Genomic DNA, 14561 nt, shown 5'->3' with positions numbered 1-14561 from the left:
ATATCAACAGGGGGAAATTATTATGAAAAGAGAGTCTTTTGGCTCCCGCCTTGGCTTTATCCTGGTGTCTGCAGGATGTGCCATTGGTATAGGAAACGTGTGGAAGTTTCCATATATATGTGGAGCATATGGCGGAGCGGCCTTTATTCTGATCTACTTGTGTTTTCTGGTGATCCTGGGAATTCCGGTGTTGGTGTCAGAGTTCGCTGTAGGCCGTGGAAGCCATGTCAGTGTTGCAAAATGTTTTGACAGGCTGGCACCGGAGGGAACCTGCTGGAAACCTCTGAAATACATAGGCATTATCGGCTGCTATATGCTGATGATGTTTTACACTACTGTAGGCGGATGGATGTTGTATTACTGCTTTAAAAGCCTGCGGGGAGATTTTGTGGGAGCGGATACCGAGGCTGTTACAGGGGCTTTTTCCAATATGATGGGAGATGCACCTACCATGGTTCTGTGGATGGTGATCGTCTGTGTAATAGGCTTTATCGTCTGCTTCATGGGATTGCAGAATGGTATTGAGAAAATTACCAAGGTAATGATGAGCGCTCTGCTGATCATTATGCTGGTTCTGGCAGTTCATTCTGTAATGATGGACGGAGCCGGTGAGGGAATTAAATTCTACCTGATTCCTGATTTTCAGAAAATCAGAGATGCAGGATTGGGAAATGTGATCTTTGCGGCATTGAGCCAGTCGTTCTTTACTCTGTCCATAGGCATCGGTGCCATGCTGATCTTCGGAAGCTATCTGGATAAATCCAGAAGTCTGACAGGGGAGGCTGTAAGCATTACAGTGCTGGATACCTTTGTGGCACTGACAGCAGGATTTATTATTATCCCGGCATGCTTTTCTTATGGAATCCAGCCGGATGCAGGCCCAAGCCTGATCTTTATCACTTTGCCCAATATTTTTGCGAAAATGAGCGGAGGGGCGCTGTGGGGAAGCCTGTTTTTCCTTTTCCTCAGTTTTGCAGCGATTTCAACGATCATTGCTGTATTTGAGAATCTGATCGCATTTAATATGGAGCTGTTTGGATGGAATCGTAAGAAAAGTGTATTGGTGTGTGCGGTTCTGGTAATATTGTTAAGTCTTCCATGTGTGCTGGGATTCAATGTATGGTCTGGCATTCAGCCTTTGGGAGAGGGAAGCACCATTATGGATCTGGAGGATTTTATTGTCTCCAATAACCTTCTGCCACTGGGCAGTCTGGGATATCTTTTGTTCTGTACCAGAAAAAATGGCTGGGGATGGGATAATTTTATTGCAGAAGTCAATGCAGGTGAAGGAATGAAATTTCCCAAGAGCCTGAGAGGTTATGTAGCTTATGGCATTCCCGCTATTGTAATCGTCATTTATCTGAAGGGATATTATGATAAATTTGCAGGTATGGGAACAGGAGTGCTGACTGGCTGGATGATCGTAGCACTGGCACTGCTTGGTTTTGTGTTTTACTGTGCATTTGGTACAGGTAAAAGGAAAAGATAAGATAAATAAGTGTAAGAAAAAAGCAGCAGATCACTCTGGGATTACTCAGAGAGTCTGCTGCTTTTTAGATGCTCCGGGAGACTGCTGAAATTGTTTGCGATAGGCTCTGGAAAAAGTACTGTATTCTGCAAACCCGCTTTCCTGGGCAGCCTTGATCACAGGCATTCCCTGGTCAATAAGGGACCTGGCCATGAGAAGTCGTTTGTTTACGATGTAGTTGTGAAGGGTATATCCGGTTTCTTCTTTAAATTTGCGCATAAGATGATATTTACTCACATAATATCTGGCAGCAAGCTTTTCCACAGACAGGTCTGCCTGCAGATTGTGATTGATATACTGAAGAATGCTGGCAATCTGTGAGTCGTAGGAATAGGACTTCTTGTCATAAATATATTGTTTTTCCAGAAAAATCCGGTTGAGATATACCATAAATTCCTGAAATAGCGCCTGGGTCAGGATCTCCTGTCCGAAGGCCTGGGTTCTGGCAGAATCCTCAAGCTGGAAGAGAGTTTCCTTTAATTTTTCCTGGAGATCGGAGCTCAGGCGGATAAGGTTGTAGCTGCGGTCTCTGGCCTTCTGGAAGCAGCTGAGTAGTTCCTGATGGGGAAGATCATTCTGGATCCAGAGGATAAAGCGTTCATAAGGAACAGAAGAATCTATCTCCGGTCTGTGAATGGCATGTCTGTCTACAAGAAGAATATCCCAGGGCTTCAGAGGGTAAGACCTGCCTTCAATATGGTAGGTGGCTTTGCCGGAGAGAAAGATCACTACTTTATGAAAATCATGATAATGCCAGGAAAACTCTCGGCTGGTCTGATCCCTGAGATGAAAAAGGCGGAAGGCTTCGTTGAGATATCCTGTTTTTTCGGATGGTTCATTTTGATCTGTGAAAAACATTTATCAATCCTCCTTTCCATATCATATCATTTGCCCTTGTAATACTGCAAGAGTAAGATGAAAAAATATGCTATAAAAATATTGACATTAGATAAAGATAATAGTATCATAAAAACACAAAGTTAATAGAAAAGCTTTGTAACTATTTCGAATGGGTAAAGAAATAGAAAACTGAATAGGCAGGTGATGCGTATGGGAAAGACTGTGATATCAGGAAGTTGGTATGGCAGTCTTTTTTTGTGCTATTACAGCACTATTTGCAATATAAAGCGCAGTTTAATCTATATACATAGTAAAAAATTAAATATATAATAATAGAAAATAAAACTGGATGCAAAATATTTTTTGACTTTTTTTTCATTGTTAAGGCAAAGGGGAATAAAATTATGAATCATACAATTATTATGAGTAAATATCAAGGACTTGGAAATGATTATCTGATCCTGGATCCAAAGAAAAATAAAGTAGAGCTTCAGGGGAAAAAAGTGGCACTTCTCTGCCAGAGAGGTTTCGGACTTGGCGCAGATGGTGTGTTGTATGGACCGGTGGAGATGGAAGGAAAGCTGGGTGTCCGCATTTATAATGCAGATGGAAGTGAATCTGCGATCAGTGGCAACGGAGTCCGCATTTTTGCCAAATATCTGATGGATCAGGGATATGTGACAGAGAAAAAATTTGATATTGAAACTCTGTCAGGAACCATTCATGTTGAATGTCTGAATGGCCGTGCCACGGAATTCAGGGTAAATATGGGAAAGGCTTCCTTTGTTTCCAGGGAAATTCCTGTAACAGGGGAAATGCGAGAAGTGATTAATGAATCCTTTATTTTTAATAAGAAGGAATATAAGGCTACCTGCCTGACAGTAGGAAATCCCCACTGTATTATTTTTACAGATCAGGTCAGTAAAGATCAGGTAAAGAACCTGGGACCTTATGTAGAAAATGCAGATGAATTTCCGGAGAGAATGAATCTGCAGATCTGCCATCAGATTGATAAAGGAAATCTGGATATTGAGATCTGGGAGAGGGGCTCCGGATATACCAAGGCATCCGGTACCGGAAGCTGTGCGGCGGCAATGGCAGCCTATAAGCTGGGACTGGTAGAATCCAGGATTAATGTAAACCAGCCTGGCGGTATGATACAGATCGACATTGCAGAGGATGAGACCATCTATATGACAGGAACTGTAGGGTACATTGCAGATGTCAGTGTGGCAGAAAGCTTTTTCTCATAAGGATTGATATTTTCCATACAGATTTCATTTGTATTTTTTTCAATGGTATGCTATTATCTTTGGAGAGTTACCACCAGAGAGTGAGTAAATTGAAATAAAATAAGAAAGTGGGTGAAGCTGTGGTTGAATTAGATCAGTTCAAGAGCATTCTTGCAACATACACAGAACCATTAGTGGAAGTGAGGGATTCACTTTGACCTGGCTAATAAAGAGCAGAAGGTCGAAGAATTAGAGCGTGAGATGGAAGCGCCGGATTTCTGGGATGATGCAGAAGTTTCCCAGAAGAAGATGAAAGAATTAAAAGATATGAAGGATGACATGGAGACCTATCAGAGTCTGGTAACGCAGATGGAGGATATGGAAACCATGATTGAAATGGGTTATGAGGAGAACGATCCGGAATTGATTCCTGAGATCCAGGAAATGCTGGATGAATTCCAGAGGAACTTTGACAGTATCCGGATCAAGACGCTTCTTTCCGGAGAGTATGACAGTGAGAATGCCATTATCAAGCTGAATGCCGGAGCAGGTGGTACAGAGGCCTGTGACTGGTGTAGTATGCTTTACCGTATGTATTGCCGTTGGGCAGATAAGAAGGGATTTTCTATGGAGGTACTGGATTATCTGGACGGAGATGAGGCTGGTATTAAGTCAGTAACCTTCCAGGTGAACGGAACCAATGCCTATGGATATCTGAAATCTGAGAAGGGTGTACATCGTCTGGTACGTATTTCTCCTTTTAATGCTGCAGGTAAGCGTCAGACTTCTTTTGTATCCTGTGATGTTATGCCGGATATTGAGAAGGATCTGGATGTGGAGATCAATGATGAGGATATCCGTATTGATACCTACCGAAGCAGTGGCGCCGGCGGTCAGCATATCAACAAAACGTCTTCTGCTATCCGTATTACACATTTTCCTACAGGAATTGTGGTACAGTGTCAGAATGAACGTTCCCAGCATATGAATAAGGACAAAGCCATGCAGATGCTGAAAGCCAAACTGTATCTTCTCAAACAGCAGGAAGCGGAAGCAAAGCTTTCCGGTATCCGTGGAGAAGTGACAGATATCGGCTGGGGCAACCAGATCCGTTCTTACGTTATGCAGCCATATACTATGGTCAAGGATCATCGTACCAACGAGGAAACCGGAAACGTGGATGCAGTGCTGGATGGAGGCATTGATCTTTTCATCAATGCATATCTGAAATGGATCGCACTGAAAAAATAAGCGCATTTAGAGATTGAGTGTCTGAAGCTGCTGTCAATGTGTCTGTTGCGGCAGCTTCTTTTATTTATAAAATGATTGCAGATTTAAGTTGTGTATGGTAACATATCCAGTGTATAAAAACAAATGTCTTTAAGAAACAGACAGGAGAGAGATATGTCAAAAACTCCAGCAGAAAAGAAGAAATATTATGTAGTGAGGGAGCGGGCAGTGCCTGAAGTCCTTCTGAAAGTAGTAGAGGCGAAAAAGCTTCTGGATTCCGGCAAAGTCAGCACAGTTCAGGACGCAGCAGAGCAGACCGATATCAGCAGGAGCTCCTTTTACAAATATAAGGATGATATATTCCCTTTCCATGAGGAAACCAAGGGAAAAACCATCACATTTATCATCCAGATGGATGATGAGCCCGGACTTTTGTCCGTTGTCCTGCAGACAATTGCCCGGTTTCATGGAAATATCCTTACCATTCATCAGAGTATTCCCATTAATGGAGTGGCAACACTTACGTTGAGTGTGGATATTCTTCCGGGCGAGGGAGATGCAGAGGGAATGGTGGATACCATTGAGCATAGTGAGGGAATTCACTATCTGAAAATATTAGGCAGGGAGTAAAAAAATGATCAATGTAGCAGTTTTGGGATACGGCACAGTAGGTAGCGGTGTGGTAGAGGTTATCAATACAAACCACGAGAGTATTAACAAACGTGCCGGACAGGAAATCAATGTTAAATATGTTCTTGATCTGAGGGATTTTCCGGGAGACCCGGTGGAGAAAATCCTGGTTCACGATTACGAACAGATTGTTAATGATCCGGAAGTGGATATTGTTGTGGAAGTAATGGGAGGCGTGGAGCCTGCGTATACTTTTGTCAAAAAAGCACTTCTGGCAGGGAAAAATGTCTGCACCTCCAATAAGGCACTGGTTGCAGACAAGGGACGGGAGTTGATGGAGATTGCCAGAGAGAAGAGCATTAACTTCTTATTTGAGGCAAGCTGCGGCGGCGGTATTCCGATTATCCGTGTGATCAATTCTTCTCTTACCGGAGATGAGATCGATGAGGTAACAGGTATCCTTAATGGTACTACGAATTATATGCTTTATAAAATGAGTACAGAGGGATGCGAGTTTGATACTGTTTTGAAGGAAGCACAGCAGAAGGGCTACGCGGAGGCAGATCCTACAGCAGATGTGGAGGGCTATGATGCATGCCGCAAAATAGCAATCCTGTCTTCTCTGGCATACAGTGAATATTTTGATTATAAGGATATTTACACAGAGGGCATCACTAAAATTACACCTGAGGATATGGAGTATGCTGCAAAGCTGGGCAGAACCATTAAGCTTCTGGGTACAAGCCGCAGAAATGAGGATGATACCTGCTATGCAATGGTAGCTCCTTTCCTGATTGGCAGGGACAGTCCTCTTTACAGTGTGAATGATGTATTTAATGCAGTCTTTGTACATGGAAATATGCTGGGAGATGCCATGTTCTATGGAAGTGGTGCAGGTAAGCTTCCTACTGCAAGCGCAGTAGTGGGAGATATTGTAGACGCTGCCAAGCATCTCCATACTAATATTTTTACCAACTGGAACAGTACTCCTGCAAAGCTGAGACCACTGGATCAGGTATCCGGAAGATTTTTTGTAAGAGTCAAAAGAGAAGCTGCAGAGGAAGCGAAGGAAGTATTTGAAAATGCAGAGATGATCTGTCTGGATCAGCTGCCGGAGGAATGTGCTTTTATTACAACGGACATGACACAGGGAGAATTTTGTGCGAAGGCTGAAAAGCTGGGGGATAAAGTCCTTGCAAAAATCAGAGTGAAAGACTGATATAGGGATAATGGAGGAAGTAAGAAATAATGTTGATTGTCAAGAAATTTGGCGGAACTTCTGTTGCAAATAAAGAACGTATTTTCAATGTGGCTGCCCGCTGCGTGGAAGAGTACAGGAAGGGAAACGATGTGGTGGTAGTTCTGTCTGCAATGGGAAAATATACAGATGAACTGATCACTATGGCAAAGGATGTAAATGAGAAACCTCCTAAAAGAGAGATGGATATGCTTTTTACCATCGGAGAGCAGATGTCTGTGGCATTGATGGCTATGGCACTGGACAAACTGGGAATTCCCGCTGTATCCCTGAATGCTTTTCAGGTTTCCATGCATACTACCAGTACCCATGGGAATGCAAGACTGAAAAGAATTGATACAGAACGTATTAAAAGAGAACTGGAAAACAGGAAAATTGTAGTTGTCACCGGTTTTCAGGGAGTCAATAAATATGATGACTATACTACTCTGGGAAGAGGCGGTTCCGATACAACAGCAGTAGCTCTGGCAGCAGCACTCCATGCAGATGCCTGCGAGATCTATACGGATGTGGATGGTGTATACACTGCAGACCCGCGTAAGGTTCCAAAGGCGAGAAAGCTTAAGGAGATCACTTATGATGAGATGCTGGATCTGGCAACTCTTGGTGCAGGGGTACTTCATAACCGTTCCGTGGAAATGGCCAAAAAATATGGAGTGCCGCTGGTTGTGCGCTCCAGCCTGAATAACAGCGAGGGAACTGTAGTAAAGGAGGAAGTTACAGTGGAAAGAATGTTGATCAGCGGTGTGGCGCTGGATACAGATGCAGTGCGGATCGCAGTAATCGGATTGAAGGACACCCCCGGTGTTGCTTTTAAATTATTTGATACACTTGCAAAAAAGAATATCAATGTAGATGTAATCCTGCAGTCTATCGGACGTGCGGGTACCAAGGATATCTCCTTTACGGTCAATGAGAATGATCTGGATGATGCCATGGCAGTGCTGGAAGCAAATCAGGCACGTCTGGGATATGTGGAGCTCCATGCAGAGAGAAATATCGCCAAGCTTTCTATCGTAGGTGCGGGGATGATGAGTAATCCCGGTGTTGCCGCAAAAATGTTTGAAAGCCTTTATAATGAGGGCGTGAATATTAATATGATCTCCACCTCTGAGATCCGTGTAACTGTGCTGATCAGTGAGAAGGATGGAGTACGTGCCATGAATGCTGTACATGATGCATTTAATCTGGCAGACTGACAGAACTGAATCAGGCAAATAGCGAAGCGGATGATTTTATCCGCTGATGATAAGAATCCTGCAAAACCTGCGGCGTTATAAAGATTATGACATCGCAGGTTAGTTATTGAAGAGGAGTTTTTCATGACACCAACAAAAGAATTAAAGAAACGTGCCCGGGAGGCATTGGCGGAAAAGATGGGAACCGTGATCCTGGCATTTGTTGTATTGATCATTTTAAGTTTTGGAAGCGGATGGATTTCCAGCGTATTATTTCCGGAAAATTCTAAGCTGAATGTAGCTTTGGGATATGTATTCAGTTTTATTATCAGTATTCTGATCAATGTGATTTCGGCAGGAATGATCTATATGTACTTGAACATTGCCAGAAACAAAGAGTATTCACTGAATGATCTGTTTTATTTCTTTAAGAAATATCCGGACAGAGTGATCACAGCAACCTTTGTGCTGGCATTTATCAATGTGCTGACCATGCTTCCGTATACGATTTATGAATATTCACTTCCTACAGATATCCCAGATATGAATCTGCTGATGGAGATGGCTGCGAAAAGTGGGGTGCTGATGATCATCGGAACTGTTGTTTATGAGATCATTACGATTCCGCTGGAAATGACCTATTATATTCTGGCCGATAATCCTCAGACAAAGGGGATGGATGCACTGAAGGAAAGCATAGAGATGATGAGAGGAAATTTCTGGAGATATTTTCTGCTGAAGCTTAGCTTTGTTCCACTTATGTTCCTTTCTGTTTTTACATTTTATATTGCACTTTTATGGATCCTGCCTTATATGACTATGACAGAGACCATGTTCTACCGTGATCTGAAAGGGGAATTGAAGAAACCGGGAGAAACTGAGTCTTCGACTTATGGTTATCAGCCGGAACCATACTTTAAATCCGTGGATACAGAGGCAGATGCAGTTGTAAATTCAGAGGCAGACCAGGACAACAGAGCTGAGAAGGCAGACTTATGGAATATACAGCCGGATCCTGAACCTCAGGAAAGTGCGGATAACGAAAGCACAGAACAGCCACAGGCAGCAGAGAAAATTCAGGAGGAAAAGAAACCTCAGGAAGAACAACCGGAGGAAGAGGACAACGAGCCAAAACCCTGGGATGAATACTTTAACCGAATCAAGTAAGCATTATACAGTAAACCGATAAGAGGAGAATAGAAGAAACTATATGGATATTATTCAGGTAATTACACAGGAATTAAAAGTAGAAAAATGGCAGGTGGAAGCTGCAGTTAAGCTGATTGACGAGGGAAACACGATCCCCTTTATTTCACGATATAGAAAAGAGGCCACAGGTTCTCTGAATGATGAGCAGCTCCGTACCCTTTATGAGAGGCTGTCTTATCTGAGAAATCTGGAGGATAAGAAGAATCAGGTATTAAAGAGCATTGAGGATCAGGGTAAACTGACAGCTGAGCTGAAGAAACAGATTTTGGATGCCCAGACCCTGGTAGTGGTAGAGGATCTTTATCGTCCATACCGTCCGAAACGCCGCACCCGTGCTACCATTGCAAAAGAGAAGGGACTGGAGCCTCTGGCTGATATTATCCTGCAGCAGATGACAGACAAGACAGTGGAAGAGGAAGCAGAAGCCTATGTTTCTGAAGAAAAGGGCGTTAAGAATGTAAAAGAGGCTTTAAACGGCGCAAAAGATATTATTGCAGAGCGTATTTCCGATGAGGCAGATTACCGTATTTATATCCGTAATCTGACAGCGAAAAACGGAAGCATTTCCTCCACAGCCAAGGATCCGGAAGCGCAATCTGTATATGAAATGTATTATGATTTCGAAGAGCCGGTGAAAAAGCTTGCAGGTCACAGAATTCTGGCATTAAACAGAGGAGAAAAGGAAAAATTTATCACTGTAAAGGTGAACGCACCGGAGGAGGATATTCTCCGCTATCTGAACAAAAGAGTGATCACCGGTGATAATCCTAATACTACCCCGATTCTGAAGGAAGTGACAGAGGACAGCTATAAGCGTCTTATTGGTCCGGCAATTGAGAGAGAAATCCGCAGTGATCTTACAGACAAGGCAGAGGATGGTGCTATCCATGTATTTGGCAAAAATCTGGAGCAGCTTCTCATGCAGCCTCCAATTGCAGGGAAAGTTGTGCTGGGCTGGGACCCTGCATTCCGTACAGGCTGCAAGCTGGCTGTTGTAGATGCAACCGGAAAGGTTCTGGATACTACAGTGGTATATCCTACAGCGCCTACCACAGAGAAGAAAATCCGCGCTGCCAAAGATACGGTAGAGAAAATGATTGATAAATATGGGGTTTCCCTGATCTCTGTAGGTAACGGAACTGCCTGCCGTGAATCTGAGCAGGTGATCGTAGATATGCTCAAGGAGATTCCGGAGAAGAAGGTACAGTATGTGATCACTAACGAGGCAGGGGCTTCTGTATATTCTGCAAGTAAGCTTGCCACAGAGGAATTCCCTAACTTTGATGTGGGACAGAGAAGTGCAGCTTCCATTGCCAGACGAGTACAGGATCCGCTGGCTGAGCTGGTAAAGATCGACCCAAAATCCATTGGTGTAGGCCAGTATCAGCATGATATGAACCAGAAAAAGCTGGATGAGGCTTTGAGCGGTGTGGTAGAAGACAGCGTAAATAAGGTTGGCGTTGATTTGAATACAGCGTCTGCTTCCCTGCTGGAGTATATTTCAGGTATCAGTAAGGTGATCGCAAAGAATATTGTAGCTTACAGAGAGGAAAATGGACAGTTTACAGACCGAAAAGAGCTTCTCAAGGTTGCTAAATTAGGACCAAAGGCATATGAACAGTGTGCCGGTTTCATGCGTATTTCAGGAGGAAAGAATCCGCTGGATGCTACCAGCGTACATCCTGAAAGCTATGCGGCTGCAGGTGCACTTCTGGATAAGCTGGGCTACAAGACAAAGGATGTTGCAGCAGGAAATCTGCTGGGGCTTTCACTTCTGGTAAGGGATTATAAGAAGATGGCCAAAGAACTTGGAATCGGTGAGATCACCCTCAGGGATATTGTGAAGGAGCTGGAGAAGCCGGCCCGTGACCCTCGTGAGGATATGCCCAAGCCAATTCTCCGCTCTGATGTGCTGGAAATGAAAGACCTGAAGGAAGGAATGATTCTGAAGGGAACCGTCCGTAATGTTATTGATTTCGGTGCTTTCGTAGATATTGGCGTACATCAGGACGGTTTGGTACATATTTCCCAGATGACAGAGAGATTCATCAAGCACCCACTGGAAGCAGTGAGCGTGGGAGATGTTGTGGATGTAAAGGTAATTGGCGTGGACCTGAAGAAGAAACGTATCAGCCTGTCTATGAAGGGGCTGAATGAATAAAAGCTTTGCTACCTGTGTATTTGTTATTCTGCCTTTTCACGGTGTGAGGTAAGGTGCTCTTCCAGGCAGCGGGCAGCAATACTCTGGGGACGTTTTACATTGCGGATCAGACAGATTTTTCGTTCGGGCAGAGCTTCCAGAAGTGGAATCTGCACAACTTTTCCCATGGCAATATGTTCGGCAGCCAGAGCCTCCGGAAAAAAGCCAATGCCCAGGTTGTGCTGGATCAGGGGGAATACCTGATCCGTGGTGGCAACCTCCATATCCGGTGAAAAAGGCAGATTGTGACGCATAAAAAATTGAGTATAGAGCTCATGAGTGCTGGTACCGGGACCGATTCCCACCAGAGGGATATCCTGGAGATCTGCCAGGTGATGAGGAGTGGAGGCTATATCTGCAAATTCCGGTCCTCCCAGCAGAACCTCGCGGAAAGAAAAGAGGGGGATTCTCTGCAGTGGCTTTTTCAATGCGATAGGTGTGGTGATCACTGCAAAATCCACCAGACCATTTTCCAAAGCCTGTATTGCCTGTGGGGTAGAGTGGTTGGAGATGCGCAGCTTTACATGGGGATACTGGTGATGAAAGGATTCCAGCTCTGTCAGCAGGATCAGGCGGAGGGCAGTTTCGCTGGCTCCGATATTTACCAGACCGCTTTCCAGCCCCTTTTCTTTCAGAAGTTCATTTTCTCCGGCCACAAGCTGCTCCATGGCGATGGACACATGGTTATGAAGGCGTTCTCCTTCTACTGTAAGCTGGACACCTCTGTTGGAGCGGATGAACAGTTTGCAGCCCAGCTCATTTTCCAGAATGTTCATACAGCGGGTAATATTGGGCTGATTATTTCCCATTACCTCCGCAGCTTTGGAAAAGCTTTTATACTGAGCAACATAGTAAAAAATACGATAATAATCAAGGATCATGCGTGATAAACTCCTTCTTAAATATATAAATTTGCGATAACTGATATAGAAATTTTATGTTGGTATTCAGATGTGGTAACAAGTATAATACCACGTGGACGAAAAAGCAACAAAAAAGTATAAGATCAGGAGATTATGAAATATGAAAGAGACAAACAAAATGATCAGGATCAATGATGTGGAAGAAGCAAAGAAGCTGGTAAGTGCGGCAATGAAATGTCCCTTTGATATTGATATTGTAGCAAAAGGAAAGTTTTTTATTGATGCCAAGTCTATCCTGGGCGTGTTAAGTCTGGGTGTGGAAGAGCCTCTGGAACTGAAATACGACGGTTTTGACGAGAATTTTGAGGCAGTTGTCCTGAGCCTGCAGAGCTGACGGAAACTGTTCGGACAGGAGGGATTATGACAGGAATAACAGTAGCACAGCCAATCTGGGTGTATCTGATCGCTGTTAATATCTGTACGTTTTTGGTCTATGGTATAGATAAGCAGAGGGCGAGATCGGGCAGATGGCGCATTCCTGAATCCCGGCTACTGCTTCTGGCAGCAGTAGGAGGTTCCCTGGGAGCCTGGATGGGAATGTATATTTTTCACCACAAAACAAGAAAAGCAAAATTTTATCTGGGTATCCCCCTGATACTGGTTATCCAATGTGCATTAACATTTATATTGGAGAGATAGAGAGTGAATCCCCCGCCGGGCTGGCGGGGATTTTCTCTCTTCAGATTATTTCAGTACAGGTTCCCGAACAGAAATAAATTCTTGTTACATAGTATGGTCCGTGTTATGCTATCATATTGGAATCAAAAGTTGGCTGATTTTGAAGAACAGGAAAGGGGAGTAGATCGTTTGGAACAGGAAGTGCAGCAGGCAGTTAATACATTAGATAATTACAGACAATATTTTACGGATTATATGCCTGAGCTTACGAAATTTGGACTGAAGGTTGTAGCTGCGATCCTAATTTTTATAGGAGGCAGGAAAGTGATCCAATGGATCATCTATCTGATCAAGGCCTCTATGGAAAAGGCTTCTGTAGACAAAGGAGTTGTGCAGTTTATCGGCTCTCTGCTGAGGGTTTGCCTCTATATTCTGTTGGTATTTACCATTGCTACGCATTTTGGAGTGAAAGAGTCCTCAGTGGCGGCCCTTCTGGGTACTGCCGGTGTAACTGTAGGTCTGGCTTTGCAGGGTGGACTGGCAAATATTGCAGGCGGTATCCTTCTTCTTACGTTTAAGCCATTTCAGATAGGAGATTATATTATCATTGCCCAGCAGAATGGATGTGAGGGTACCGTATATAAAATTGAAATCTGTTATACTACTCTGATTTCTATTGATAATAAGCATATTGTGATCCCAAATGGAACCCTGTCAAGCAGTATTATTACCAATGTGACTGCCAGGGATCTGCGAAAGCTGGAGATTAAGGTTGGAATTTCCTATGATGCAGATATCCATAAAGCAAAAGAGCTTCTGGAGGATATTCTCCACAATGATGAAGATACTAAGGATGACAAAGGAATGGTGGTATTTGTGGATGAGCTGGGAGAAAGTGCTGTGATCATGGGATTACGGGTGTGGGTGGCCACAGATAAATACTGGCCGGCAAAATGGCGCCTGAATGAGCTGATCAAGGAATCCTTTGACGCAAATGGTATTGAGATTCCCTATAATCAGCTGCAGATTCATGTTAAAAAACAGAAAACAGAAGAATAAGATGATGGATAATCATTAACAACGGTTTCTTTTATTTACAAAGTAGTTCAGGATGCCTCCGCCTATTATGATCACCAATGCCACTGCAACCACTCTCTTGGCTGCTTCCTGGGGCATCTGGCTTTTGGAGCCGATGGAGGCAGAGTAGAAGGTAAGAGTATACTGGATTTCCCTGGGAGCACCCATAGCTACAGTGTCTGCAATCACCGGCATTTCCTCATCTACAGCCAGGATCGGTATTTCAAAAACAGAATTTCCGCCATCCTCATTGACAGGCAGATATTTCTCACCGTCTACGATCATATAATCATAATTAGAGCTGCTCCACTGGATTCTGGCGGTGGCAGCTTTATTTTTTACAGTAATAAGAGTGGGAGAGGTGACGCTGGCCTTGCCACTGCCGCCCTCCAGCTCCACTTCTATAGAATATTCACCATCATCCTTGTCGAATTCTATTCCCTTTGCTTCGGAAGCGCCAAAGCACAGGCTCGATGAGATCAGAATATAAAAAAATATGGAAGCCATACACAGTATGGAGTAGAATTTATGGGATCTTTTGATCATTTTTTAATTCCTCTTTTCTTTGTATTTCAGATTTTCAGATTCCGGACTGTAAGAAAATTGCCGGAAGCCGTGGTGCTTTCTACTATAACATA

The 14561-nt window shown here is 43.7% G+C and carries 14 protein-coding genes; 11 read left to right on the top strand and 3 right to left on the bottom strand.

Going from position 1 to position 14561, the window contains the following annotated elements:
• Positions 1-22 precede the first annotated feature (22 nt).
• On the top strand, positions 23-1489 hold the full coding sequence (locus H8Z82_RS13060; RefSeq protein ID WP_186995359.1) for a sodium-dependent transporter: 1467 nt from the start codon (positions 23-25) through the stop codon (positions 1487-1489).
• 45 nt (positions 1490-1534) lie between these two features.
• On the opposite strand, the gene H8Z82_RS13055 is transcribed toward H8Z82_RS13060, so the two are convergent.
• Positions 1535-2386 carry a helix-turn-helix domain-containing protein gene (locus H8Z82_RS13055; RefSeq protein ID WP_186995358.1) on the bottom strand — a complete coding sequence of 284 codons (852 nt, stop codon included), beginning with the start codon at positions 2384-2386 and terminating at the stop codon, positions 1535-1537.
• 386 nt (positions 2387-2772) lie between these two features.
• Here H8Z82_RS13055 and dapF point away from each other — a divergent pair, with 386 nt between their 5' ends.
• The 7 genes from dapF to H8Z82_RS13020 all read left to right on the top strand — a co-directional run bounded on the left by dapF (position 2773) and on the right by H8Z82_RS13020 (position 11266).
• The gene (gene dapF, locus H8Z82_RS13050; protein WP_186995357.1) at positions 2773-3621 is read left to right on the top strand and encodes a diaminopimelate epimerase; all 849 of its coding nucleotides are present in this window, start codon (positions 2773-2775) and stop codon (positions 3619-3621) included.
• Between the two features lie 119 nt (positions 3622-3740).
• A protein-coding gene (prfB, locus tag H8Z82_RS13045) for a peptide chain release factor 2 (protein WP_173743590.1) occupies positions 3741-4851 on the top strand; the annotation gives its coding sequence in 2 pieces (ribosomal slippage) (positions 3741-3815 and positions 3817-4851; 1110 coding nt in all).
• 153 nt (positions 4852-5004) lie between these two features.
• Positions 5005-5460: an ACT domain-containing protein gene (locus H8Z82_RS13040; RefSeq protein ID WP_019162909.1), complete on the top strand. Its 456-nt coding sequence runs from the start codon at positions 5005-5007 to the stop codon at positions 5458-5460.
• A 4-nt stretch (positions 5461-5464) separates the two neighbouring features.
• Positions 5465-6679 (top strand): homoserine dehydrogenase, encoded by a 1215-nt coding sequence (locus H8Z82_RS13035; RefSeq protein WP_186995356.1) that lies wholly within the window; start codon positions 5465-5467, stop codon positions 6677-6679.
• Between the two features lie 29 nt (positions 6680-6708).
• On the top strand, positions 6709-7917 hold the full coding sequence (locus H8Z82_RS13030; RefSeq protein WP_186995355.1) for an aspartate kinase: 1209 nt from the start codon (positions 6709-6711) through the stop codon (positions 7915-7917).
• A 123-nt stretch (positions 7918-8040) separates the two neighbouring features.
• Positions 8041-9063: a DUF975 family protein gene (locus tag H8Z82_RS13025; protein WP_186995354.1), complete on the top strand. Its 1023-nt coding sequence runs from the start codon at positions 8041-8043 to the stop codon at positions 9061-9063.
• Between the two features lie 43 nt (positions 9064-9106).
• Positions 9107-11266, top strand: a complete 2160-nt coding sequence (locus H8Z82_RS13020) for a Tex family protein (RefSeq protein ID WP_186995353.1) — start codon at positions 9107-9109, stop codon at positions 11264-11266.
• 23 nt (positions 11267-11289) lie between these two features.
• On the opposite strand, the gene H8Z82_RS13015 is transcribed toward H8Z82_RS13020, so the two are convergent.
• A complete protein-coding gene (locus tag H8Z82_RS13015; RefSeq protein WP_019162904.1) occupies positions 11290-12186 on the bottom strand; it encodes a LysR family transcriptional regulator in 897 nt (298 codons plus the stop codon).
• A 142-nt stretch (positions 12187-12328) separates the two neighbouring features.
• Here H8Z82_RS13015 and H8Z82_RS13010 point away from each other — a divergent pair, with 142 nt between their 5' ends.
• The 3 genes from H8Z82_RS13010 (at position 12329) to H8Z82_RS13000 (ending at position 13905) form a co-directional block, all read left to right on the top strand.
• Positions 12329-12562 carry an HPr family phosphocarrier protein gene (locus H8Z82_RS13010; protein WP_186995352.1) on the top strand — a complete coding sequence of 78 codons (234 nt, stop codon included), beginning with the start codon at positions 12329-12331 and terminating at the stop codon, positions 12560-12562.
• Between the two features lie 26 nt (positions 12563-12588).
• Positions 12589-12867, top strand: a complete 279-nt coding sequence (locus H8Z82_RS13005) for a DUF1294 domain-containing protein (protein WP_186995351.1) — start codon at positions 12589-12591, stop codon at positions 12865-12867.
• A gap of 129 nt (positions 12868-12996) precedes the next feature.
• Positions 12997-13905 (top strand): mechanosensitive ion channel family protein, encoded by a 909-nt coding sequence (locus H8Z82_RS13000; RefSeq protein WP_330607967.1) that lies wholly within the window; start codon positions 12997-12999, stop codon positions 13903-13905.
• A gap of 15 nt (positions 13906-13920) precedes the next feature.
• On the opposite strand, the gene H8Z82_RS12995 is transcribed toward H8Z82_RS13000, so the two are convergent.
• On the bottom strand, positions 13921-14469 hold the full coding sequence (locus H8Z82_RS12995; protein WP_186995349.1) for a hypothetical protein: 549 nt from the start codon (positions 14467-14469) through the stop codon (positions 13921-13923).
• Positions 14470-14561 lie beyond the last annotated feature (92 nt).

The sequence above is a fragment of the Blautia difficilis genome (genome assembly GCF_014297245.1).
Classification (GTDB): Bacteria; Bacillota; Clostridia; order Lachnospirales; family Lachnospiraceae; genus Blautia_A; species Blautia_A difficilis.
The sequence above is the reverse complement of the archived record's forward strand: the minus strand, read 5'-3'. Positions and strand labels throughout refer to the sequence as shown.

Excerpts from the sequence above, each read along its gene's own strand:
- H8Z82_RS13060 (WP_186995359.1), top strand. The coding sequence starts at position 23 with ATGAAAAGAGAGTCTTTTGGCTCCCGCCTTGGCTTTATCCTGGTGTCT.
- H8Z82_RS13055 (WP_186995358.1), bottom strand. The coding sequence starts at position 2,386 with ATGTTTTTCACAGATCAAAATGAACCATCCGAAAAAACAGGATATCTC.
- dapF (WP_186995357.1), top strand. The coding sequence starts at position 2,773 with ATGAATCATACAATTATTATGAGTAAATATCAAGGACTTGGAAATGAT.
- H8Z82_RS13040 (WP_019162909.1), top strand. The coding sequence starts at position 5,005 with ATGTCAAAAACTCCAGCAGAAAAGAAGAAATATTATGTAGTGAGGGAG.
- H8Z82_RS13035 (WP_186995356.1), top strand. The coding sequence starts at position 5,465 with ATGATCAATGTAGCAGTTTTGGGATACGGCACAGTAGGTAGCGGTGTG.
- H8Z82_RS13030 (WP_186995355.1), top strand. The coding sequence starts at position 6,709 with ATGTTGATTGTCAAGAAATTTGGCGGAACTTCTGTTGCAAATAAAGAA.
- H8Z82_RS13025 (WP_186995354.1), top strand. The coding sequence starts at position 8,041 with ATGACACCAACAAAAGAATTAAAGAAACGTGCCCGGGAGGCATTGGCG.
- H8Z82_RS13020 (WP_186995353.1), top strand. The coding sequence starts at position 9,107 with ATGGATATTATTCAGGTAATTACACAGGAATTAAAAGTAGAAAAATGG.
- H8Z82_RS13015 (WP_019162904.1), bottom strand. The coding sequence starts at position 12,186 with ATGATCCTTGATTATTATCGTATTTTTTACTATGTTGCTCAGTATAAA.
- H8Z82_RS13010 (WP_186995352.1), top strand. The coding sequence starts at position 12,329 with ATGAAAGAGACAAACAAAATGATCAGGATCAATGATGTGGAAGAAGCA.
- H8Z82_RS13005 (WP_186995351.1), top strand. The coding sequence starts at position 12,589 with ATGACAGGAATAACAGTAGCACAGCCAATCTGGGTGTATCTGATCGCT.
- H8Z82_RS12995 (WP_186995349.1), bottom strand. The coding sequence starts at position 14,469 with ATGATCAAAAGATCCCATAAATTCTACTCCATACTGTGTATGGCTTCC.